Origin of the sequence: Hydrocarboniphaga sp. (assembly GCF_028291725.1) — a bacterium.
Classification (GTDB): domain Bacteria; phylum Pseudomonadota; class Gammaproteobacteria; order Nevskiales; family Nevskiaceae; genus Hydrocarboniphaga.
Genome location: NZ_JAQGNT010000109.1, coordinates 12,882 through 36,238 on the forward strand (window position 1 = coordinate 12,882; position 23,357 = coordinate 36,238).

The 23,357-nt window shown below is 65.8% G+C and carries 19 protein-coding genes; 9 read left to right on the forward strand and 10 right to left on the reverse strand.

Annotated features, from left to right (window positions below):
* Positions 1–135: 135 nt before the first annotated feature.
* From JWQ90_RS27780 to metG, 4 genes are all read right to left on the reverse strand, one after another.
* Complete coding sequence (locus JWQ90_RS27780) at positions 136–567, reverse strand: type II toxin-antitoxin system VapC family toxin (protein WP_299698340.1); 432 nt, start codon at positions 565–567, stop codon at positions 136–138.
* The gene (locus JWQ90_RS27785) at positions 567–800 is read right to left on the reverse strand and encodes a hypothetical protein (protein ID WP_299698341.1); all 234 of its coding nucleotides are present in this window, start codon (positions 798–800) and stop codon (positions 567–569) included. The genes JWQ90_RS27780 and JWQ90_RS27785 overlap by 1 nt, the downstream gene beginning before the upstream one ends.
* A gap of 176 nt (positions 801–976) precedes the next feature.
* The gene (locus JWQ90_RS27790; protein WP_299698342.1) at positions 977–1,549 is read right to left on the reverse strand and encodes an RnfABCDGE type electron transport complex subunit B; all 573 of its coding nucleotides are present in this window, start codon (positions 1,547–1,549) and stop codon (positions 977–979) included.
* Position 1,550: 1 nt separating this feature from the next.
* Positions 1,551–3,707: a methionine--tRNA ligase gene (gene metG, locus JWQ90_RS27795; protein ID WP_299698343.1), complete on the reverse strand. Its 2,157-nt coding sequence runs from the start codon at positions 3,705–3,707 to the stop codon at positions 1,551–1,553.
* Positions 3,708–3,846: 139 nt separating this feature from the next.
* On the opposite strand from metG, the gene JWQ90_RS27800 reads away from it, so the two are divergent.
* From JWQ90_RS27800 to JWQ90_RS27815, 4 genes are all read left to right on the forward strand, one after another.
* The gene (locus JWQ90_RS27800) at positions 3,847–4,350 is read left to right on the forward strand and encodes a MarR family transcriptional regulator (RefSeq protein ID WP_299698344.1); all 504 of its coding nucleotides are present in this window, start codon (positions 3,847–3,849) and stop codon (positions 4,348–4,350) included.
* Positions 4,347–5,702, forward strand: coding sequence for a TolC family protein (locus tag JWQ90_RS27805; RefSeq protein ID WP_299698345.1), 1,356 nt, complete (start codon positions 4,347–4,349; stop codon positions 5,700–5,702). Before JWQ90_RS27800 ends, JWQ90_RS27805 begins: the two co-directional genes overlap by 4 nt.
* 153 nt (positions 5,703–5,855) lie before the next feature.
* Positions 5,856–6,944: an HlyD family secretion protein gene (locus tag JWQ90_RS27810; RefSeq protein ID WP_299698346.1), complete on the forward strand. Its 1,089-nt coding sequence runs from the start codon at positions 5,856–5,858 to the stop codon at positions 6,942–6,944.
* Between the two features lie 14 nt (positions 6,945–6,958).
* Positions 6,959–8,509, forward strand: a complete 1,551-nt coding sequence (locus JWQ90_RS27815) for a DHA2 family efflux MFS transporter permease subunit (protein WP_299698347.1) — start codon at positions 6,959–6,961, stop codon at positions 8,507–8,509.
* A gap of 81 nt (positions 8,510–8,590) precedes the next feature.
* On the opposite strand, the gene JWQ90_RS27820 is transcribed toward JWQ90_RS27815, so the two are convergent.
* The 4 genes from JWQ90_RS27820 to JWQ90_RS27835 form a co-directional block, all read right to left on the reverse strand.
* Positions 8,591–9,730: a hypothetical protein gene (locus JWQ90_RS27820; RefSeq protein ID WP_299698348.1), complete on the reverse strand. Its 1,140-nt coding sequence runs from the start codon at positions 9,728–9,730 to the stop codon at positions 8,591–8,593.
* Between the two features lie 44 nt (positions 9,731–9,774).
* The gene (locus JWQ90_RS27825; protein WP_299698349.1) at positions 9,775–10,989 is read right to left on the reverse strand and encodes a hypothetical protein; all 1,215 of its coding nucleotides are present in this window, start codon (positions 10,987–10,989) and stop codon (positions 9,775–9,777) included.
* Between the two features lie 242 nt (positions 10,990–11,231).
* The gene (locus JWQ90_RS27830; protein ID WP_299698350.1) at positions 11,232–11,798 is read right to left on the reverse strand and encodes a sulfotransferase family 2 domain-containing protein; all 567 of its coding nucleotides are present in this window, start codon (positions 11,796–11,798) and stop codon (positions 11,232–11,234) included.
* Between the two features lie 8 nt (positions 11,799–11,806).
* Positions 11,807–13,147: a hypothetical protein gene (locus JWQ90_RS27835; RefSeq protein ID WP_299698351.1), complete on the reverse strand. Its 1,341-nt coding sequence runs from the start codon at positions 13,145–13,147 to the stop codon at positions 11,807–11,809.
* Positions 13,148–13,331: 184 nt separating this feature from the next.
* On the opposite strand from JWQ90_RS27835, the gene apbC reads away from it, so the two are divergent.
* Positions 13,332–14,411: an iron-sulfur cluster carrier protein ApbC gene (gene apbC, locus JWQ90_RS27840; RefSeq protein ID WP_299698352.1), complete on the forward strand. Its 1,080-nt coding sequence runs from the start codon at positions 13,332–13,334 to the stop codon at positions 14,409–14,411.
* A gap of 16 nt (positions 14,412–14,427) precedes the next feature.
* Here apbC and JWQ90_RS27845 read toward each other — a convergent pair whose 3' ends face one another.
* Positions 14,428–15,090: a LysE family translocator gene (locus JWQ90_RS27845; RefSeq protein ID WP_299698353.1), complete on the reverse strand. Its 663-nt coding sequence runs from the start codon at positions 15,088–15,090 to the stop codon at positions 14,428–14,430.
* A gap of 148 nt (positions 15,091–15,238) precedes the next feature.
* Between JWQ90_RS27845 and JWQ90_RS27850 the strand changes: the two genes are divergently transcribed.
* The 3 genes from JWQ90_RS27850 to dcd all read left to right on the forward strand — a co-directional run bounded on the left by JWQ90_RS27850 (position 15,239) and on the right by dcd (position 19,480).
* On the forward strand, positions 15,239–16,687 hold the full coding sequence (locus JWQ90_RS27850) for a PLP-dependent aminotransferase family protein (protein ID WP_299698354.1): 1,449 nt from the start codon (positions 15,239–15,241) through the stop codon (positions 16,685–16,687).
* A 94-nt stretch (positions 16,688–16,781) separates the two neighbouring features.
* Positions 16,782–18,851, forward strand: a complete 2,070-nt coding sequence (locus JWQ90_RS27855; RefSeq protein WP_299698355.1) for a C1 family peptidase — start codon at positions 16,782–16,784, stop codon at positions 18,849–18,851.
* A 62-nt stretch (positions 18,852–18,913) separates the two neighbouring features.
* On the forward strand, positions 18,914–19,480 hold the full coding sequence (dcd, locus tag JWQ90_RS27860; protein ID WP_299698356.1) for a dCTP deaminase: 567 nt from the start codon (positions 18,914–18,916) through the stop codon (positions 19,478–19,480).
* A 98-nt stretch (positions 19,481–19,578) separates the two neighbouring features.
* Here dcd and glgA read toward each other — a convergent pair whose 3' ends face one another.
* The gene (glgA, locus tag JWQ90_RS27865; protein WP_299698357.1) at positions 19,579–21,015 is read right to left on the reverse strand and encodes a glycogen synthase GlgA; all 1,437 of its coding nucleotides are present in this window, start codon (positions 21,013–21,015) and stop codon (positions 19,579–19,581) included.
* A 108-nt stretch (positions 21,016–21,123) separates the two neighbouring features.
* Here glgA and glgB point away from each other — a divergent pair, with 108 nt between their 5' ends.
* Positions 21,124–23,343 carry a 1,4-alpha-glucan branching protein GlgB gene (glgB, locus tag JWQ90_RS27870; RefSeq protein ID WP_299698358.1) on the forward strand — a complete coding sequence of 740 codons (2,220 nt, stop codon included), beginning with the start codon at positions 21,124–21,126 and terminating at the stop codon, positions 23,341–23,343.
* Positions 23,344–23,357: the final 14 nt, after the last annotated feature.

The window sequence follows — 23,357 nt, forward strand, 5'->3', positions numbered from 1 at the left end:
AACGGCACAAGTCGGACAGAAAGCTTTGCGAGGTGGACAGTTCGGACGCGGTGACGCCTCGCCATTTGGCGATAAACGCATTTGCATCGTCGGCCCTGATTTCCGCCACGAGTTTATCCTTCGATTGTCGAGTTCTTAACGCACGGCTTCGGATGCAAAAGGATTGACGATGCTGACGCCAGTGCCATGATAGTGGCGCTGATTGCGGGTGACGACGCTCAGGCCGTGCGTCAGCGCGGTGGCCGCGATCTGCTTGTCCAATGCGTTTTCCGGATGCGGGACGCGCAGCCGGCCCCAGACCTGCGCGCTGTCGGCGTCCAGCGGCAGAATGTGCTCGACGTGTTCAGTGAGCAGTTTCTGCAGCCAGCTTTCGAGCTTGCGCGCCTGTTGCGAGTCGCCGCGATGCCGTATCAGCTCGACGCCGCGCCTGAGTTCGCCGACGGTGACTACCGACAGGAAAACCGGCGACTGATCGAGGTATATTTTGTCGAAGAAGCTTCGGACTCCGGTGTCCGCTTTGTCTTTCTTGCGCAGCTCGCTGATGACATCGGTGTCGATCAGGTACATCAGACCATTACCGGTGGCGCCCCGTCGGCGCCGACACGTTCGAAGTCGCGATCCTCGCCGACATTCGGAATGGAGGAGAGCGTTTCGGCGAAATTTTTGCGTTTGGGGCGCAGCAAAGCTCGCCGGAGGATGTCGCGGTGCTCGGCTTCGGCGCTGCGCTGATGCCGGGCCGCGCGCTGCTTGAGCGCCTGGACCAGATCGTCCTCCAGGTTGCGTACAACGAGGTTGGCCATGGGCTCATCTCCGGAGCTGCTGCTGTGTGCTATCAATGATAGCAGGGCGGTCTAGCGTCTAGTCGAGTAGGTTGGGGTGAGCGCAGCGAACCCCACGCATCGGCGCGGGCACACGTTGGGGTTCGCTGCGCTCACCCCAACCTACACGCTGTCAGTGATAGCAGGGTGGTCTACCACTAGGGCGAGCGGGATTGAACGCGGTCCAGCGCGGCGGCGACCGGGTCCATCGCGATGTGTCTGCGCCGGCGTTCGCGTTCCTCGGCGTCCCAGCGCTGCAGGCGCGCTTCACGCGCGACGTAGCGCTGGCGGTGCTCGTTGGCACGCAATCGCGGCAAGGCCAGGGTTGGCGCCTCGACCATGACGATGCAATCGACCGGGCAGGGCGGCAGGCATAGTTCGCAGCCGGTGCATTCGGCGGTGATGACGACGTGCATCAGGTTGGCGGCGCCGACGATCGCGTCGACCGGGCAGGCCTGGATGCACTTGGTGCAGCCGATGCAGTCGGCCTCGACCACGCGGGCGACGGTTGCGACCGGCAACTCGGTTCCGCAGTCCGGGTCCAGCGGCAGCTTGTCGCGCTTGAGCAGCAGCGCAAGCGCGGTGATGGTCGCATCACCACCGGGCGGGCAGCGATTCAGCGCGGCCGAACCGTCGGCGATCGCGTCCGCATACGGCCGGCAGGCCGGATAACCGCAGCGCGTGCACTGCGTCTGCGGCAGCAGCGCGTCGATCGCGGCGGCGTCGCTCATGTCACTTGATGTGCATGCCCGGCTGCGCGCCGTCGTCGGGCATCAGCAGGAACGGCGCGCCGCCCTCGGTACTTGCGGCGAGCACCATGCCTTCCGACATGCCGAACTTCATCTTGCGCGGTGCCAGGTTGGCGACGCAGACGGTGAGCCGGCCGACCAGCTTTTCGGGCGCGTAGGCGGACTTGATGCCGGCGAATACCTGGCGTTTGCCAAGCTCGCCGAGGTCCAGCACCAGGCGCAGCAGCTTGTCGGCGCCTTCGACATGATCGGCGGATTCGATGCGCGCGACGCGCAGCTCGATCTTGCTGAAGTCGTCGATGCTGATGACCTCACTGCTCCTTCCCCCGCCCGCGGGGGAAGGCTGGGATGGGGGCGCGCTGATAGCGCTGCTCTTTACCTTCGCGCCCCCACCCGCGTTTGGCTTGGTCGCGGAGTGACCCATGTCACTCCGCGATAGGCCAAACGCCTCCCCCGCTGGCGCAGGGGAGGGAATGCTAGCGGCCACCGGCGCCTCCTCCGCCAGCATCGCGTCGATCGCTTTCTGCTCGATGCGCTGCGCCAGCGGCTCGTAGACGTTGATCGCGTGATCGAGCACGGGCCTCTGCGCGTCGGCCCAGACCAGCGGCGCGACGTTCAGGAACTTCTCGGCTTTGGCCGCCAGCTTCGGCAGCACCGGCTTCAGATAAATCGTCAGCTGGCGGAACGCGTTCAGGAAGCTGGTGGCGACGCGATGCAGCTCGGTCGCGCGCTCCGGGTCTCTGGCCATCGCCCAGGGCGCGAGCTTCTGGATCTCGGCGTTGGCGTCGTCGGCCATCAGCATGATTTCGCGAATCGCGGCGGAATAGTCGCCGGCGTCGAACAGCTGCTGCAGGTTCTCGGATTCGTCGGCGAAGTCGCGGAATAGTGTCTCGTCGTGCAGATCGTCGGCGAGCTTGCCGCCGAACTTGTTGTGGATGAATCCGGCGCAGCGGCTGGCGATGTTGACGTACTTGCCGACGATGTCGCTGTCGATGCGCGCCTTGAAGTCCGCGAGATCCAGATCGAGGTCGTCGACGCCGCTGCCGAGCTTGGCGGCGAAGTAGTAGCGCAGATATTCGGCGTCCAGATGCTGCAGGTAGCTGCGCGCCTTGATGAAGGTGCCGCGGCTTTTGCTCATCTTGGCGCCGTTGACGGTCAGATAACCGTTGACGTGCAGCTTGGTCGGCGTGCGAAAACCTGCGCCCTGCAGCATCGCCGGCCAGAACAGGCCATGAAAGTTGACGATGTCCTTGCCGATGAAGTGATGCAATTCGGTTGTCGTCTCGGCACCGGCGTCCCACCAGTCGCCGAACGTCAGGCCGTCGCGCTCGCACAGCGCAGCGAAGCTGGCCATGTAGCCGATCGGCGCGTCGAGCCAGACGTAGAAGAACTTGCCTGGCGCGCCCGGAATCGGAAATCCGAAGTAGGGCGCGTCGCGCGATACGTCCCAGTCCTTGAGGCCGGCGGCGAACCATTCCTTGAGCTTGGCGACGACCGAGGGTTGCGCGACGTCGGCATGCAGCCAGGCTTCCAGAAACACCTGGAATCTGCCGAGTTCGAAGAAGTAATGCTCCGAGTCGCGCATCACCGGCGTTGCACCCGAAACCACCGAGCGCGGGTTCTTCAGATCGGTGGGTGAATACGCGGCGCCGCAGTTTTCGCAGTTGTCGCCGTACTGGTCCGGCGTGCCGCAGCGCGGGCATTCGCCCTTGATGTAGCGGTCCGGCAGGAACATGTCCTTTACCGGGTCGTAGAGCTGCTGGATGGTGCGCGCCGCGATCACACCCTTGTTGTTGAGCCGCTGCCAGATCAGCTCGCAGTAGCGCTGGTTTTCCGGCGTATGCGTGCTGTGGTACTGGTCGTGTTCGACGCCGAAGTCGCGGAAATCGCGCTCGTGATCGGCCTTGATGCCGGCGACGAAAGCCTCGGGCGCGACGCCGGCCTTTTCCGCCGCCAGCATGATCGGCGTGCCGTGTGCGTCTTCGCCGGCGACGAAATGCACCTCAAAGCCGCGCATGCGCTGGAACCGGACCCAGACGTCGGTCTGCACGTAGCCGACCATGTGGCCCAGATGCAGCGGGCCGTTGGCATAGGGCAGAGCGTGGGTGACGAGTAGCTTGCGCGGAGCGGGATGGGGCATGTCGGCGCCGGATGATGAAGGGCGACGAGTTTACAACGCAGCTCGAGTCTTCATTTGCGCGCGGCAGCCGCTTTGTGAACTTCAACTGAGCTTACTTATAATCAGCTAAACTGATTAATAACTCGCCGCTCTGCCGTTCATGTCCGCTCCCCCTGCCAACGAGGCTTCGCCCGCTGTCCGCTCCCCGGTTCCGCCGGAATACCGAGGGCATCTCGGGTTTCTGGTCGCCAAGGCCAGGCAGCTGCTGTCCGAGCAGATGGACGCGCGGCTCAGCGCCAGCGGCTACAGCGTCCGGCATTTCGCCGTGCTGGGCGGGCTCGGGCGCCAAAGCGGTCTGCGCCAGACCGATCTCTGCGACACCCTGGGCATTGATCGCACAACGATCATGAAGCTGGTCGACGATCTCGAGCGCGGCGGGCTGCTGCAGCGCAACCGCCATCCCGACGACCGCCGCGCCTATGTTCTTGAGTTGACCGATGCCGGCCAGGCCGCTCATGCCCGGATGCTGGTGCCGATCCTGGCCGAGGAAGAGCAGTTTCTGGCGCCCCTGTCGCCCGGTGAACGCGCGCTGCTGCAGGAAATGCTGCTGCGCCTGGTCGAGCGTGCGCTCGATCGTAAACAGACTAATAGTCAATCGACATGAATAGTTCGATCCGATTGCCGGCGTCCTTGGCCGCCGTGATAGTGGTCGCGTGCAGCGCCGCCTGGGCCGGGACCGAGCCGCTGTCGGCCGCGCCGCTGAGCCTGCAGTCCCTGATCCAGCGCGCGCTGGTGCAGGCGCCGCGCCAGCAACTGGCGGACGACAACGTCGAGCTTGCCCGCATTCAGCGCGATTCGATGCGTGCCGCGTTGCTGCCGCAGATCGGGGCCGAGGTCTCCCAGACTCGCCAGACCATCAATATGGCGGCCTCGGGTTTCAACTTTCCCGGCTTGCCGACCCTGGTCGGCCCCTACAACGTCTTCGATGCGCGGCTGAAGCTGTCGCAGAAAGTGCTGGACCTGGCGCGTAGCAGCGAGATTGCCGGCGCCGGCTATGCGATCGATGCCGCGCAGGCCCAGGCCGACGTCAACGGCGAGCAGATCGCCAGCAATGTCGCGCTGTCCTATATCCAGGTGCTGGCCGGCGAGCAGGTGCTGGCCAGCGCGCAGTCCGACATGGCGCTGGCCGACGATCTGCTGACGCTGGCGCGCGATCAGAAGACCGCCGGTATCGCCTCGGGCGTCGACGTTGCCCGCGCCGAGACCGCACTGGCCCAGGATCGCTACGCGGTGTCGGAGGCGCAGACGCGGATCGCGCAGGCGCGCCTGCAGTTGCAACGTCTTGCGGTGCTGCCGATGGAAGGCGCGCCCTTGCTCGCTGGCCGCCTCGACGGCGAGCCCGGTGCGACACCTGGCCTGGTCCCCGAACTCGGCGTGACCGTGGAACAGGCGCTCAACACGGCCCGTGCATCGCGCAGCGAGCTGCGCGCCAGCGAGGCGGCGATGCGCCAGGCCGACGCGCAACTGAAAGCCGCGCATCGCCGCCGTCTGCCGACGCTGTCGCTGGTCGCGGACTACGGCCTGTCGGCGAACACGCCGGGCGAGAATCAGGAGGATACCTATCGCTACGGCGCGGTGATCGATCTGCCGATCTACAGCGGCGGATCGCTGCGCGCCGAAGACGCGGCCGCGGCTAACCGGATCGAGCAGCAGCGCCTGCAGATGGAAGACCTGCAGCAGCAGATCGAGCAGGACGTGCGCCTGGCGCTGGTGACGCTGGCGAACAGCGTCGAACAGCTGCGCGCCGCGGTGTCGGCGCGCGATCTGGCGCAGCGCGAACTCGATCTGGCGCGCGACCGCTTTACCAACGGCGTCGCCAACAACGTCGACGTGGTCAGTGCGCAGGCGAGCTTGGCGCGATCGCGCACGCAGTACGTGGCGGCGGCTGCGGCCGAGCAGCAGGCGCGGGTGAATCTGGCGGCGGCGCAGGGCAGGGCGCGGCAGTTCGATTTGTAGAACGAACTTCAATCAACGACTCCTTCCCCCGCTTGCGGGGGAAGGTTGGGATGGGGGCGCGACGAGGGAGCAATTCCGCGACGTCTCGCCCCCATCCTAGCCCTCCCCCGCAAGCGGGGGAGGGAACACGGACACGATGGAATGAGTGAAACGATGAACGAAGAACCGGCGGCGAATTCGAAGCGCTCAAGACTCTGGCTGGTAGCCGGCCTCGCGGTGCTCGTGCTGATCGCGGCTCTGATGTGGTGGCGCTCGCGCAACATCGAATCCACCGACGACGCCTACATCCAGGCCGACATCACGATGATCGCATCGCGGGTGCCCGGCACCGTGATCGCGGTGCATGTGGCCGACAACCAGTCGGTCAAGGCCGGCGCCGCGCTGTTCGAGATCGACCCGGCGGACTATGAAACGCATGTGCGCCAGGCCGAGGCGAATCTGGCCGTGGCCCGGGCACAGGCGCAGTCGGCCGAAGCCGATCTGACGATCACGCGCACCAGCGCACCGGCCGGTGTCGCCCAAGCGCGGGCTGGGCTGCGCGCCGCGCAGGCGCAGGCCGAGCGAGCCAAGGCCGACGTCGCGCGCTACGAATCCCTGTACAAGAAAGACGAAATCTCGAAGCAAACGCTGGATCAGGCAACGTCCACCGCCCGCGCGCTGCAGGCGCAGGCCGAGCAGGCCGTCGCCTTGCTCGATGGCGCGCAGACCACGCCGCAGCAGACCGCCGCCAAGCAGGCCATGGTCGCCAGCGCACAGGCCGCTGTCGCACAAGCCCAGGCGGCGCTGGACCAGGCGCGGCTGCAGCTGTCGTACACACGGGTAGTAGCGCCGGCAGACGGCCTGGTCACGCACAAGAACCTGCAACTGGGTTCACAGGTGCAGGCTGGCGCTCCGGTACTCGCGCTGGTCGGCAACGCGCCCTGGATCGTCGCCAACTTCAAGGAAACGCAGTTGCAGCACATGCGCGCCGGACAAGACGTAAAGGTGAAGATCGATGCGTATCCGGCGCATGATTTCCATGCGCGCGTCGACAGCGTGCAGGCCGGCACCGGCTCGGCCTTCAGCCTGTTGCCGCCGGAGAACGCGAGCGGAAATTTCGTTAAAGTGGTGCAGCGCGTGCCGGTGAAACTGGTGTTCGATCCGCTGCCGGACGCAGCGCTGCACCTGGTGCCCGGCATGTCGGCGGTCACGCGTGTCGACGTGTCGACTTCGCGCGGCGCGCCAGCGGTGGCCGCGCGGTGACATCGACGGCACCCTTGGCCGCAGCTCCCACCGCCACGCCGTACTGGCTGGCTGCGGTGGTCGGCTTCGGCGCGTTCATGGAGGTGCTCGACACCTCGATCGCGAACGTTTCGCTGTCGCATATCGCGGGCTCGCTGGCGGCCAGCCAGGAGGAAGCGACCTGGGTGCTGACCTCGTACCTGGTGGCCAACGCGATCATCCTGCCAATGACCGGCTGGCTCTCCAACGTGATCGGCCGGCGCCGCTATTACATCGCCTCGATCATCCTGTTCACGCTGGCCTCGGTGCTATGCGGCCTGGCGCCGTCGCTGCCGGTGCTGATCGTTGCGCGAGTCTTGCAGGGCCTGGCCGGCGGCGCCTTGCAGCCGGTATCACAGGCGATCCTGTCCGACGCGTTTCCGCAGAGCAAACGCGGCACGGCGATGGCGATTTACGCCATGGCCGTGATCTGCGGGCCCGCGATCGGCCCGCCGCTGGGCGGCTTGATCACCGACACTTTCAGCTGGCACTGGATCTTCCTGCTCAACGCGCCGGTTGGTGTGTTGCTGGCGATCGCGGCATTCCGGCTGGTGCATGACTCGCCGGCGCAGCTGGAAGCGCAGCGCCTCCGCCGCACCGAAACCTTCACCGTGGATTACCTGGGCTTTGCGCTGATCGTGATCGGCATGGGCACGCTGCAGATCATGCTCGACAAGGGGCAGCAGGAAGACTGGCTGGATTCCGGTTTCATCCGCGGCTGCCTGTTCGTCAGCGTGAGTGCGCTGCTCGCGCTGATTGTCTGGGAGCTGCGGCATCCGCACCCGATCGTGAATCTGCGTCTGCTGAAGAACCGCAACTTCGCGACTTCCAACCTGCTGATCTTCTTCATGGGTATGGCGATGTTCGGCATCATCGTGCTGATGCCGCAGTTCACCCAGAGCGTGCTCGGTTATTCGGCGCTGGACGCGGGCATCGTGATGTCGCCCGGTGCGCTGCTGATGTTTTGCATGATGCCCTTGGCCGCGCGCGTGGCCACGAAGGTGGAGCCCCGCGCCCTCATCAGCGTCGGCTTCGTGGTGTTCGGCGCCGGGCTGCTGGTGACGGCGCATTTCACCAGCCTGGGTCTCGCCCAGCACCAGTTGGTGCTGATGCGCATGGCGCAGGTGGCCGGCATTGCCTTCCTGATGGTGCCGATCAACATGCTCGCGTATGTCGGCCTGCCACCGTCCGAGGGTGGCAATGCGTCGGCGCTGCTCAACCTGATGCGCAACCTCGGCTCCGGCGTCGGCATCTCGCTGGCGGTGTCCTGGCTGTCGCGCGGCGTGCAGATGCACCAGGCCCAACTGGTTGATCGCGTCAGCCTGCTCGACCCGGCCTACCAGCAGACCATTGCCACACTAGGCAGACGATTCGATATCGACACCGCCCACGCGATGATCGCTGGCATGGTGCAAAAACAGGCAATGGTGCTCGCCTACATCGACGACTATCACTATTTTGCGCTGCTCGCGTTCCTGATCGCACCGCTGATCTGGTTCGCGAAAAAGCCGCCGGCCGATGCGCCGCCTCCGCCGCTGGTGCATTGAGAGCCGCCATCGTCGGTGACTGAGTAGTGAGCAGATCCGCTGGCGTTCATCGACGGCCTCGACGTTATCGACTGCCGCGCCTCACTGATTATCCGGTGCACTTATTGTCGCGGAGCCGGAGGTCCCCACGGTGTAGTACAAGATAGGGAGGGAGCCGATCGCGCGTTGGGGCTGGCCCTGACGGTATGCGTAGATTGACACCAGGCCGGTAGCACCTGGCGGCACATCGCTCGGGACATTGATTGACTGCTTGACTGTCGCGGTCTGACCAGCAGCGATGGTCTTTGCGATCGGCGTGGGCCCGCCCTTGCTTCCGAGATCGAACGCCGACTGTGAGACCGGCCCACCGCTTGTGACCTCGATGCTGGCTCGCAGTTCGACATCCAGTACTTCGGTTGTTGTGTTCAGCACCTGATACTGGAACTCGCATGCACTGCCTGTCGCAATCGGTGATGGGCATACGCTGAGTGCGCTGATCTCTGCGGGCATCGGCTCCAACTCGGGGCTGAGCTGTTGGCTTTGGCCTTTCACAAGATCCAGGGGCGGTGAGCGCCAGACGGCGAGTGCATTCCCGGATTTGGGATAGCCGCTGATGGCAAGCTGGTAGCGGCCTGTCGCCAGATTCGACGTATCGACCAAGAAACTGACGGTGTTGTAGTCGACCTGAATGGGCGCGTTCGGCACGTAGTAATACACGCAGAGTTCATACTGCGGATCTTGGCAAACGCTGAACGACACGGGTCCGATAGCGGGTTGGTCGCTGCTGTTTTTCTGCGTCACCCTGCCGTAGATGCCGACGGGTGCGGTGACTGTCATCGTGTACGTGCCGGTGCTGCCGGATTGTCCCGCCGCCGCCAGCCGAAGCTTGCCGTCCTCGGGAATCTCGACCAGCAGGCGCGCCTCGCCCGAACTGGCTGAACTTTGAGTTATTTTGATGCAGGAACTGGTGAATGCACTCAATACCGTATCGGCAATCGTCCCGGCACCCGAAGGGCTGCCTTTCAGGTCGATGGTGAGGAAACTGCCCGGTGTCGCCTTCAACTTGAAATAGTCGACATCGCCGCTGTCGATGGTGCCGCTCACCGACTTGGCCGGAACGCTCCCGATCGATTGGGCACTCTGGCAGCTGTCATTGGGCTCGACTTCATCGCTCGCCCATGCCAAGGGGCTGCATAGGCAGGCCAGAGTGGCCGCGACGGCCCGCCATTGTGTTTTCGTCATCAGGATTTTCCCGTTCGAAACTCGGTGCATGTCTGGGCCGCCTGCTAGGGTTGGAGTGACGGACGTTGCGGCTGGGGTTGCAGCGACGGCCGGCCGAGCAGATTGGGCGCCGGCTGCTTCGCCTGGTCGGCGGGCGAAAGCGTCGTCGTAACGGTGCTCTGCGCACTGATGACATAGCCGCCCAGACTGGCCCCGCCGATCGCGGTTTGCGGCATGCCTTTGCGATAGATGTAGACCGTAATGAATCCAGTCGATCCGGTAGGCAGATCGCCCGCGATCGGTATGGTCTGGCTGATTTTCAGGGTCTGACCTGGCTGCAAGGTTTTGTTGATCGGAGAAAGCACCCCGTTCTTTCCGACGTCGTAGCGTGAAGTAAAGACCGATGCGTCAGTGACGCTGCTTACGTTCGCGCGCAGCTCGACTTCCTGAACCTCGGCCGTCGTGTTCCTGATCTTGTAAGAAATCTCGCAGTCACTGCCGACCGGTAGTCCGGAAGGACATGTGCTGACCGGCGTGATCTCGATCGGCGTGGGCTTGGTCTGGAAGTCCAGTTGAATGGACTCTCCGCCGGCAAGGTCGATCGGATTGGAGTACTGCGTGGCAACGTTAGATCCGCCAGGAATCCAGACTTGGTACCGTCCCGATTCCAAAGTCGAAGTATCGAACGCATAGCGCCCCGAGGCATCCAGAAAGCCGCTAAGAGAATAGTTGACACAAAGCAGGTAGTCCGGACTGGCGCAGTGGTACAACCACGGATAGGTGTTGAGCGGTGCAGCGCCGGTTTGCGGATCGACGACGCTGCCGAAAATCAGCGAGGTGGGCGTGCTGATGTTCAGAACGTAGCTGCCCAGATAGATCGGATTTCCGAGGCTGCTGTAATACGTATCGCCGACCTGGATGATCAGCAGTCCATCGGCTGGAACAATGAGCGTCTCCCGCGAGTTGTATTTAACGCCGCCGATCAGAACACAGGCGCTATCGTAGGCCCCGATCACCGGCACCTGGATGGTTCCCTTTCCTGACTCGGCTCCCTGTGCCTCCAGGGTCAGGTAGGTGCCTGCCGTTGCCTTCAGGCGAAAGTAGTCCGAGTCGCCTTCGACGATCGTGCCCTTGACCGGCGACGATGGAAACTGCCCGATCGACTGGGGGCTGGTGCAGCTGTTGTTGGGCTCGACCTCGGTCTTCGCATTGGCGGTGGAGTGCGCCAGGCACAGACCAGCCGCCACCAGAGCCATTGCGGCCCATTTTGCTTCCCACATTATTTGTTCCCCTGTCCCTTACCGATTCGCGTCGTAATGGCGCTGCCCGATCCGGCGAAGCCCCCGCCTTGCGCAACTCGAAATCAGCGTCACGCAGGGCAAGCGACTATAACGCTGACGGTGGCGGGCCGTCGGGGGGATTCGGGTTTCTTTTTGCGACCTACGTCCCAGAGTTCAGCGCCGGCCCCGTCCCCGGCGCACCGACTTTCGTGGCGCATTGGCTCGGCATCGCGCTAAGCGAGTTATCCGATCTCGAATCGATATCCGAAAGTGGCCAGATCCTCGCCAAACATCGCCTCGGCCAATGCCCGCGTCCGCGCATCGAAATAGCCGCGCCAGTCGCCATCACGCTGGCCTGCGCCCAGATGAGGTAAGGGCCGCGGCGCCAGACCGATCCGCGCGCAGACGCGATCAAAGTCGGTCTGACGGGTTTCAAAGCGGATCAGGTCGTCGGTCACCAATGCTCCGGATTCGGGGTCGCGCAGCAACGCCACCTGGGGCCGGGTCAGATGACGATAGGCATGGCCTTTGCGCGGAGGGTCGAGCAGCACGTCGAGCAGCGGGCGCTCGCGGGTTTCCGGCAGATAGCGCCAGGCCGATATCAGCCGGTCGAAGGGATTGCGTACCGAGGAGAACACGAAGTAGCGCTTGTCCTCTTCGCTGCGCCGTTTCCAGGCTTCGCCTGTCACGCCGTCGTTGAAGCGATGCCAGGCTTCCTGCTTCGGCGTCAGGCCGAATGCGCTGATGATCGAAGACCCTGCCGTTTTACGCTGGTGGATGTAGATACAGCGTCGTTCGACATCGATCATGCCGGCGACTAGAGGCCGATGCAGCCCGCGCCTAACGTCTTGAAATCGGATTTGCGGCAGTAGCCGATCGTCGGATAGTAGTCGCCCATCGCGGCTTTCACCTGCGAGCGCGGCAGCTGCCCGACACTGGCCATCGACTGCGTCCAGCTCGGGTTCGCCAGAGTCTGCCGATACAGGATGAAGCCGTAGTAGTAGATGCCGTCGGCATTGGTTTTCGGTTCGCCGTCGAGGTTGTAGACCACGTCGGTGTCGAGCAGCGCGCCGAACGGCAGCCAGCTCGCGCCCCAGGTCTGCAGCTGCGAACTACTGGGCTTGTTCGACGGGTCCGAGAACACGACCGTGACCGTGCCGTCTAGCGGCTGCGTCTGCCCATCGGCCACACAGCGCGCGACGCCGGTGGTCAGCGGCTCGTTCTCGCAGACCGACCAGAAGCGCACCTGCCGGTCGGTGGTCGCCAGCCACGGCGCTTCGCCGGCCTGCGTGTTCGGGAAAGTCGGCGCGCGCATCCGCATGACGACCATGTTGTAGTCGTAGGGCGCGGTCATGAACTGGCGGCTGATCAGCGCCGACATGTAGTTGTTGTCGGCGCTCGGATAGAACGGCGTGAACGGATTGGTGATCGACAGCAGCAGGCTCGGCGGATTGGTCACCGGCCGCGTATCGAGCGGGATGGTGCCGGTGAAGTCGTACTTGTCGATGTGGCCGTTGACCGTATCCGACTTCGGCAGGATCGGCCGCGGCGCGCACGTGCTCAGCGTGACGCCGTTCTGCTTGATCTTCGGTAGTTTCGGGCTGGTGGTGCTGCCGTACAGGCTCTTGACGTTATTGGCGTAGTACACGCGGTACACCAGCCCCACTTCGGTCAGGCCGTCCGAATAGATCGTGTTCGGCGCCGGCGTCGACGGCGTCGCGCCGAATACCAGTTTGACCGTGTAGGTGCCCAGCGCCGTGGTCGAGCCGGAGCGGTACGGGTTGTTGCTGCCCGAGTCCGGATTGATTTCCTGGTCGCCGATCGCGCCGCGCACGTTGTGCTCGATGTCGTAGACCTGGATGCCCATGTAGCGCGCCGCCGGAAACTGGCCCTTGATCGTCACCGAGCTGCCGAGTGCGCCGGTGATCAGGCCGGCCCAGTAGGTCGCATTGCCTTCCGGATACGCGATATTGCGCATGCCGGTCGGCTCGGACTGGATATTCTGTTGTCCGTACCAGGCCTGTACGTCGGTGCAGGAGGCGTCAGGAGTCGCCCACACGCCCCAGCCGGACTGGGCCAGCGCCGGAGCGCAGAACAGCATGGCGGCTATCGAGATCGGCAGCGCGCCGACGCGCGCCATGATGGATGACATTTGCATGCTGTTGTACCCGGAAACGATCAGCTGAGGCGCGGTGCAACGTCTTTGGCGTTGTTTGCGTAGTTTGACATGCAAGACCGAGCCCATGGTGACATGGCCGGCTCTGCAACGTGAGCCCTGCCGCCGAGGCAGCTGTCGGGCAGGCCGGATAGACTCAGCGCCCATTTTTTTATGCGGGAGCGCCATGTCCGCCACTGTCTATCCAGGCCTGCAGGCTACGCTGGCCGGCTTTATCGATCCGGTGATCGGCCGTGATCTGATCAGTGCCGGCGTCGTCTCCCGTGCCGAGCTTGCCGGCGCGCGCGCGATCGTCGCCATCGAGCTGGGTTTCCCGGCTGCCGGCCATGCGCCGGGCCTAAAAGCCGCGATCACCGAGCGGATCAGGCTGGACACCGGCCTGGAAGCCGAGGTGTCGATCACCTGGCGCGTCAAGCCGCATGCGGTGCAGAAGAACCTGCGGCCGCTGGCGCAGATCCGCAACGTGATCGCGGTGGCCAGCGGCAAGGGAGGCGTCGGCAAATCGACCGTCGCGGTGAACCTGGCGTTGGCGCTGCAGGCCGAGGGTGCGCGCGTCGGTTTGCTTGACGCCGACATCTATGGCCCGAGCCAGCCGCGCATGCTCGGCAGCAGCGCGCGGCCGAGCTCGCCTGACGGCAAGATCATGAACCCGGTCGTCGCCCACGGCCTGCAGTCGATGAGCATCGGCTATCTGATCGACGACACCCAGCCGACGATCTGGCGCGGGCCGATGGTGACCTCGGCGCTGATGCAGCTGCTGACCGAGACGCGCTGGGACGATCTCGACTATCTGATTATCGACATGCCGCCAGGCACCGGTGACATCGCGCTGACCCTGTCGCAGAAAATCCCGCTGTCGGGCGCGGTGATCGTGACCACGCCGCAGGACATCGCGCTGCTGGATGCGCGCAAGGGCCTGGAGATGTTCAGGAAGGTCGAAGTCACCGTGCTCGGCGTAGTCGAGAACATGAGCGTGTTCTGCTGCCCGAACTGCGGCCACCAGAGCGCGATCTTCGGCAGCGGCGGCGGCGACAAGCTGGCGTTTGAGACCGGTGTCGACGTGCTGGGCCGGCTGCCGCTGGACGGGCGCATCCGCGAGCAGGCCGACAACGGCAGGCCGACCGTGGTCTCCGATCCAGATTCGGACGCGGCGAAGGCGTATCGGGACATCGCGCTGCGTGCTGCGGCGCGCCTCGCGCATGGCGAGGTCAACGCGTTCCCGAGCCTGTCAATCTCCGACGACTGAGGCCGTGTCGGCCGGCCTAGCGCAGTATCGCGGTCATCACCGGCTTGAGCATCCACAGCGCCGTCGCCGCCACCAGCGCCGCATTGACGCAGTTGAACAGGCGCCGCAGCCGCGGCTCGGCCAGGTGCCGGCGCATGCCGGAACCGGCCACGACCCACAGCGAGATGCACGGCAGGTTCAGCAGGCAGTAGACACCCACCAGCAGCGGCGCGCGCATCACGTCGGACACATCGGCAGCGAGCACCAGGCTGACGCCGGACGCGGCCATGCCCCAGACCTTGGGATTGATGAACTGGAACGCGACTGCGGCACCCAGGCTCATCGGCTGTGCCGCCGCGCCGCTCCCGGCGTCCAGCGGCTTGCGAGGGTCGGCGCTGGCCGTGACTTTGGCCAGCCACAGCAGGTACAGCGCACCGGTGATCGACAGCAGGGCCTGCAGTGCCGGCACGCGGCTCAGCAAAGCGCCGAGACCGAAGTAGGCGAGCAGCAGCACCAGCGCCAGGCCCGCGCTGACGCCGAAGCAATGCGGCAGCGTGCGGCGCACACCGAAGCGCAGGCCCGAGGACAGCAGCATCAGGTTGTTCGGCCCTGGCGTGATCGAGGTGCCGAAGGCCAGAGCGGCAAGTTGCGCCGACAGGGCGGCGGCGCCGGAGGTCATCGTGAGCGAGGTGGCGTCCATCGGCTGCATCCCTTGAAAGGTGCAGCACCATAGACAGCCGGGTCGGGGCGGTACAGATACAGCGGCGGCGTTTTCCAGGCAGTACAGTTACTGGCCCGGCCGCTGCCACCGATGGCCTAATCTGCCCACCTCGAAAACGCTGATTCGCATGTCTGCCGACGACACCACTGCGCTCCCTGATCAGCCGCTGTACCTGACCGTGGCCGATGAGCTGGACCTGCTGATTGCACAGGGTCAGCTGGCGGCTGGTGAGCGCCTGCCGTCGGTGCGCGAGCTGTCGCAGCGCCGCCGGCTCAGCGCGACGACCGCACTGGCGGCGCTGCGGGCGCTGGAGCGGCGCGGTGTCGTCGAAGCGCGGCCGCAGTCGGGCTACTACGTGCGGCAGCGGCCGCGTCGTCTGCCCGAGCCGGCGACGAGCCGGCCGCCAGCCGCGGCCAAGCCGGTCACGGTCAGCAGCATCGCGGCGCGACTACTCGCCGCGAGTAACGATCCGGACATCATCGGCTTTGGTGCGGCGATTCCCGAAGCAGACTGGTATCCGGTGGCGACGCTGCAACGCCACGCGGCGCAGGCGGCGCGGCGCCATTCGCAGATGATCGGTGAATACAGCCCATTTTTCGGTCTGCCAGCGCTGCGTCACCAGATCGCGCGGCGCTACGCTGAGCTGGGCGTCGCCGTTGACGAGGACGAAGTCGTCATCACCAACGGCTGCATGGAAGCTCTCAATCTGGCGCTGCGTACGGTCGCGGCGCCCGGTGCCGTCATTGCGGTGGAATCGCCGACGTATTACGGCCTGCTGCAGCTGATCGAATCGCAGGGCATGAAGGCACTGGAGATTCCGACGCATGCGCGTGACGGCTTGTCGGTCGATGCGCTTGCCGCGGCGCTGGCCGGGCCGGAAGGCGCTCAGATCCGTGCCTGCGTGGTGACACCGGCGTTCGCCAATCCGCTCGGCTCGCTGATGCCCGAGCGCGCGCGTCAGGCACTGGTGCGGCTCTGCGAGCGGCACCGCGTGGCGCTGATCGAAGACGACATCTACGGCGAGCTGGATTTCGCCGGTCAGCGGCCGATACCGGTGCGGCACTGGGATCGCAGCGGCAGCGTGCTGCTGTGCGGTTCGTTCTCGAAATCGCTGGCGCCGGGCGCGCGCATTGGCTGGTTGCTCGCCGGGCGGCATCGCGACGCGGTGCGCATGCGCAAATTCACCACTTCGGCCGGCACCGCGCTGATCTATCAACACGCCCTGTCGGACTATTTGCGCACGCAGGCCTATGCGCGCCATCTGGCCAGGCTGCGCCGGCTATGTGCGAACAACGTGGCGCGTTATGCCGACGCGGTGGAGCAGCATTTCCCGGCGGGCACGCGCGTCAGCCGTCCCGCTGGCGGTTTCGTGTTGTGGGTAGAACTGCCGCGCGGCACCGACACCCTGGCGCTATACGAACGCGCCCTGTTTCGCCGCATCAACTTCGCGCCCGGGCCGCTGTTCTCGGCGAGCGGCCGTTACCGCCATTGCCTGCGCCTGAATTGCGGCCGCCAGTGGACGCCGGAAGTGGCCGCTGCTTTGCAGGCGCTGGGCCGGCTGGTCGAGACTGGCTGACGCGGCCCCGCGATAGCCGCGCGGTGCGTGAAGCGCTAGCTTTCATGCCGGGAACGGTCGGGCAGACTCGAGCCGTCAGTCAGGGAGACAAGACATGGCCACCAGGAAAACACCGCCGCAGCCGAGCACTGCCGGCCGCACTTTCGATGCTCGCCCCGACCGTGTCGACTTCCGCGACCGGGTCTACACGCCGCCGTTGATCGCGCTGCCGGCGCAGACGCCGGACCCGAAGCAGATCAGCAAATACTTCCCCGAGTACGCAGCGCAGGGTCTGGTGCTGGATCAGGGCAGCGAGGGTGCCTGTACCGGCTTCGGCCTGGCTGGCGTGATCAACCACATGGCCTGGCGCCGCTCGCTGGCCGGCAAGCAGAAACGGGCCGGCGTCAGCCCGCGCATGCTCTACCAGCTGGCGCGCCAGTACGACGAATGGCCCGGCGAGGACTACGACGGGTCCAGCTGTCGCGGCGCGATGAAGGGCTGGCATCGTCACGGCGTCTGCAGCGCCACGCTGTGGCCGTATGCGAACCGGCGCGGCGAATTCATCAAGCCCAAAGCCGGTTGGGAGCAGGACGCCGCACTGCGTCCGCTCGGCGCCTACTACCGCGTCGACATGGCCTCGATCGCCGACATGCAGGCGGCGATTTTCGAGGTCGGCGCGATCTATGTTTCGGCCGACGTGCACGCCGGCTGGTCGATCAAGCGGGCCGCGTCGTTGCCGGTGATTCCCTGCCACAAGGACACCGACGGCGGCCATGCCTTTGCGCTGGTCGGCTACACGCCTGAAGGCTTCATCGTGCAGAACTCCTGGGGGCCGGGCTGGGGCTTTCACGGCTTCGCGGTGATGACTTATGAGGACTGGGTGCTGCACGGCAACGACGCCTGGGTCGCCGCGATGGGCGCGCCAATGCTCGGCGCCGTGTCCGCGCGCACCCGCAGCAGCGAGTCGCTGCGTGATCGCCAGGCGGCGCCGAATTCCGCGCTGGTGCCGGTTACCGCGGCAGCGCTTGCGGCCAACCCGGCGACGCTGCCGTGGAGCGAGGCCGTGGCCTATGAGCACTCGGTGGTGCTCGGCAACAACGGCGAGCCGCAGAACCGTTTCATCAGCGCACCGAACGCCGCCGCCGCGGTGCAGATGGCGGCGTATGAATCGCCGCTGGCCTGGCTGAAGGCGCGACCGACGCCGCGCATCGCGATCTATGCTCACGGCGGCCTCAACGACGAGGCCGCGTCGATCAAGCGCATCCGCGTGCTGGCGCCGTATTTCGCCGCCAACAACATCTATCCGCTGTTCATTACCTGGCGCACCGGCGTCTGGGAAAGCATCGTCGGCATGCTGCACGACACCACCGACAAGCTGTTCGGCGCGAGCATCGTCGGCAGCGGCTGGGAGTGGGCGCGGGACCAGGCCGATCGCGCGATCGAGGCGCTGGCCGAGCGCGCGCTGGTCAAGCCGGTGTGGATGCAGATCAAGCAGAACGCCGAGGCGGCTGCCGACGGCGGCAGCGGCCTCTGGCAAGTCGCCACGCATCTGCGCGCGCTCAAGCAAGCGCTGCCGAGTCTGGAGATCCACCTGGTCGGCCATTCCGCCGGCGCGATCCTGCTCGGCCATCTGCTCGACCTGTGCGCGCCGGCGGCCGCTGTGCCGGCGCTGGCGATCCGCTCGGCCTCGCTGTTCGCGCCGGCCTGCACGCTCGGCTTCGCCAACCGGCGCTACATCGGTGCCGCCGGCAACGGCGTGCTGCGCGCGGCGGATCTGCATGTTGACCTGATGAGCAACGAGCGCGAACTCGCCGACACGGTCGGGCCCTACGGCAAGTCGCTGCTGTACCTGGTCAGCCGAGCGCTCGAGAGCGTGCACAAGATGCCGCTGCTCGGCATGGAGGCGGCCTGGCATCCGCTGGACAAGGACAGCGACGGCAAGCTATGGAACAGCAGCGCCGTCACCATCGCCGACCTGGCGCAGTGGCGGGCGTTCTCGGCCGGCGGCGCGGTCGCCCTGCAGGTGCATGCCGACAAGCTGGTGCGCACCGGCACCGCGCCCGGCCAGTCGATCGCGCTGGCGCACGGCTCTTTCGACAACGACATCGACGTGATCAGCGCGACGCTGGCACGCGTGCTCGGCACGCCGCCGGCGGTGCCGGTCGACAATCTGCAGGCGTTCTAGCGCCGGGGCGGCGGGGCCCCGGTACAATGCCGCCACATCGACCGCAGAGGCTGCCCGTCCGCATGAGCATCAAGTCCGACCGCTGGATCAAACGCATGGCGCGTGATCACGGCATGATCGAGCCGTTCGAGAGCGGCCAGGTGCGCAGCAACGAGGGCGGCAAGATCGTCAGCTACGGCGTCAGCAGCTACGGCTACGACGTGCGCTGCGCGGACGAGTTCAAGATCTTCACCAACATCAATTCGACGATCGTCGATCCGAAGAACTTCGACGAGAAAACCTTCGTCGACGTGAAGGGCCCGGTGTGCATCATCCCGCCGAACTCCTTCGCGCTCGCCCGCACCGTCGAGTATTTCCGCATCCCACGCAGCGTGCTGACGATCTGTCTCGGCAAGAGCACCTACGCGCGCTGCGGCATCATCGTCAACGTCACGCCGCTGGAACCGGAGTGGGAGGGCCACGTGACGCTGGAATTCAGCAACACCACGCCGCTGCCGGCCAAGATCTACGCGAACGAGGGCGTCGCGCAGATGCTGTTTCTGGAGTCCGACGAAATCTGCGAAACCAGCTACAAGGACCGCGGCGGCAAGTACCAGGGCCAGACCGGGGTTACGCTGCCGAAGACCTGAGTCCGGATTGGCGTTGGGCAGCATGTAGGTTGGGGTTCGCTGCGCTCACCCCAACCTACGCGCGGACGGTGAGCGCGCCAGTTGGGCTGTGCTACTTCTCAGGGCCGCGCGTATAGCCGCAAGTATTCTGCCGCGGCGCGTTCCCAGGAAAAATCGCGGGCCATGCCGGCCAGCTGCATCGCCTTCCAGATCTTCGGATCGCCGCGCAATTCCAGTGCGCGGTTGACGCCCCAGAGCACGCCGCCGACGTCGGCGTCGTTGAACATCACGCCGCTTGCGCTGCCATCGGCGATCGTCTGCGGCGTCGCGTCGGTCACCGTGTCGGCGAGGCCGCCGGTGCGGCGTACCACCGGGATCGTGCCGTAGCGCTGGCTGTACATCTGGTTGAGACCGCAGGGCTCGAAGCGCGAGGGCATCAGGAAGATGTCGGCGGCGGCTTCGATGCGGTGAGCCAGGCGCTCGTCGTAGCGCAGCTGCACGCCGACGCGCTGCGGATGGCGCGCGGCGGCGTCGCGCCAGGCCTGCTCCTGAGCACGATCACCGGATGCCAGCAGCGCGAACTGCAGTGCCGGATACGCGTGCAGCAGCGGCTCCAGCGCACCGAGGATCAGGTCGGTACCTTTCTGCTCGGCCAGGCGCGTGACGATGCCGATCAGCGGCGCATCGACGTCGGCGGCCAGGCCCATTTCCTGCTGCAGTTCGCGCTTGTTGGCGTTCTTGCCCTGACGCAGGCTGGCGGCGGTATAGCGGCGCGCCAGCAGCGGATCGGTGGCCGGATTCCAGGCCTCCATGTCGATGCCGTTGGCGATGCCGGCCAGGCGTGCCGCGCGCCAGCGCAGCAGCGGGTCCAGACCATAGCCATACTCGCGGGTCTGGATCTCGCGCGCATACGTGGGGCTGACGGTGGTGATCACGTCGGCCGCGGTCAGGCCGCCTTTCATGAAGCAGAAGCCGCCGTGCATCTCCACGCCGTCGATGCTCCACAGCCGCGGCGGCAGGCCGAGAAAGTCGAAAGCCTCGCGTCCGTACCAGCCCTGGTAGGCGATGTTGTGGATCGTGAACACCGTGCGCGGCCGCACCGGCTCCAGCGACAGCCAGGACAGCGCCGGCCCGGTCTGCCAGTCGTTGGCATGCACCACGTCGGGCTGCCAGCCGGCCGCGCCCATGCTCAAGCGATAGATCACCTCGCTGAAGCAGCCGAAGCGCCAGGCGTTGTCGGCGAAGTCGTGGCCCGCCGCGTCGCGGTACGGGTCGCCGTCGCGGGCATACAGGTACGGCGCATCGATCAGCCATAGCTTCAGCGGCGTGCCCGGCAGCTGCCCCTCGATCACGCCAAAGGACTGGCCGCGGATTTCGATCCGGCGGATTGGCTGCGCGCTTTCGAGCTTGTCGATCAGCCCGCGGTAGGCCGGTATGACCACGCGCACGTCGGCACCGATCCGGGTCAGGGCCAGCGGCAGCGCGTAGGCGACGTCGGCGAGCCCGCCGGTCTTGATCAGCGGCCAGCATTCGCTGGCGGCAAAGAGCACCCGCATTTCGGCTTTCGTTGTCATGGGTTCAGGATTGGCACGTAGGATAAGCGGGTCGCCCGAACTCCGCCTTCGCCGGCGCTGCTGGCCCATAGCGCCAAGGAACCCGAAACTGTGACCGTTGCCGACAACGCGCCTTCCGTCCCGCAGGATCTGCTGCGCCGACTGCAGGAAAACCGTCTCGGTGATCCGTTCCAGCTGCTCGGCCGGCGGCCTTCCGGCAAGTCCGGCACCAGCCTGCGAGTCTGGAGGCCCGGCGCGCGGCGCGTGCATCTGCACGCGGCCGACGGCCCCGAGCTGCAGCGCATTCCGGATTCCGATCTGTTCGTCGCGCAGTTGGCCGGGACGCTGCCGCGTGATTACCGGCTGCATTGGCAGGACGCCGGCGGAGCCTGGCACAGCGGCCACGACGCCTATGCCTTCGACGAGCCGCTGATCGCGGATTTCGACCTGCACCTGTTCGGTGAAGGCCGCCACTGGCATGTGCACAAGATGCTCGGCGCGCATCCGCTGAGCATCGACGGCGTGGCGGGCGTGCGCTTCGCGGTCTGGGCGCCGCATGCGCTGGCGATCAGCGTGGTTGGCGACTTCAACGCCTGGGACGGCCGCATCCACCTGATGCGCGGCCATGGCAGCGGCGTCTGGCAGCTGTTCATTCCCGATCTGCCGGCCGGTGCGTTTTACAAGTTCGAGATCTGCGGGGCCGACGGGGCCCGGCGCCTCAAGTCCGATCCCTACGGCCGCGAGTTCCAGCTGCGCCCCGAAACCGCGTCGGTGATCGGCGCGCCCAGCCAATACCCGTGGGCCGACGCCGCCTGGCTGCAGGCGCGGCAGGGGCGCGACTACCAGCGCGAGCCGATGTCGGTCTACGAGGTGCATCTGGGCAGCTGGCAGCGCAGCGACGACAACGGCTATCTGAGCTATCGCGAGATCGCGCAGCGGCTGGTGCCGTATGTGGTGCAGCTCGGCTTCACCCATATCGAGCTGCTGCCGATCAGCGAGCATCCTTTCGACGGCTCCTGGGGCTACCAGACCATCGGCCTGTACGCGCCGACCAGCCGACATGGTTCACCGGACGACTTTCGTTATCTGGTCGATCAATGCCATGCCAGCGGCATCGGCGTGATCCTCGACTGGGTGCCGGCGCATTTCCCCAAGGACGCGCACGGCCTGCGCCAGTTCGACGGCCAGCCGCTGTACGAATACCCCGATCCGCTGCGCGGCGAGCACCCCGAGTGGGGCACGCTGGTCTACGACTATGGACGGCCGCAGGTGCGCAATTTCCTGCTCGCCAACGCGCTGTTCTGGATCGAGCTGTTTCATATCGACGGTCTGCGTGTCGATGCGGTGGCGTCGATGCTGTATCTCGACTACGGCCGCAATGCCGGCGAGTGGAAGCCCAACCAGCTGGGCGGCCGCGAGCATCTCGAGGCGGTGGATTTTCTGCGCGATCTGAACATCGTCGTGCACGGCCAGCATCCGGGCGCGGTGGTGATTGCGGAGGAGTCGACGTCGTGGCCCAAGGTGTCGCGGCCGGTCGACGAGCAGGGCCTGGGTTTTTCGATGAAGTGGGACATGGGCTGGATGCACGACACGCTCGACTACTTCAAGTGCGACCCGCTGTATCGCCGCTACGACAACAACAAGATGACCTTCGGCCTGATGTACGCCTGGACCGAAAGCTTCGTGCTGCCGCTTTCACACGATGAAGTGGTGCACTTGAAGAAAGCGCTGGTCGAGAAGATGCCCGGCGACGACTGGCAGAAGTTCGCCAACCTGCGGCTGCTGTACGCCTGGATGTACACCCGGCCCGGCAAGAAACTGCTGTTCATGGGCGGCGAGTTCGGCCAGCGCCGCGAGTGGAACCACGACCGCCCGCTCGACTGGTGGCTGGATACGCAGCCGCTGCACGCCGGGCTGCGCGGCTGGCTGAGCGATCTGAATCATCTGCACCGCGACGTGCCGGCATTCCACGAACGCGATTTCGAGCCTGGCGGTTTCGACTGGATCGATTGCAACAACCTCGACGAGTCGGTATTCGTGTACCGGCGCCGGGACCGCTCGGGGCGGGACAGTGTCGTGGTATTGAACTGCACGCCGGTGGTCCGCCATCGCCAGCGCATCGGCGTGCCGAGCCTGGGGCGCTGGATCGAGCGGCTGAATTCCGATGCGCCGGTCTACGGCGGCAGCGGCGTCGGCAACCTCGGCGTCGTCGAGGCGTTCGCGGCTGCGTGCATGAACCAGCCCTGCACGCTGGAGCTGAGCCTGCCGCCGCTGGGGGCGCTGGTGCTGAGCCTGGAAGAGCCCGTCGCGCTCAAGCAGAACAAACTGTAGGAGCGGTCCTTGAC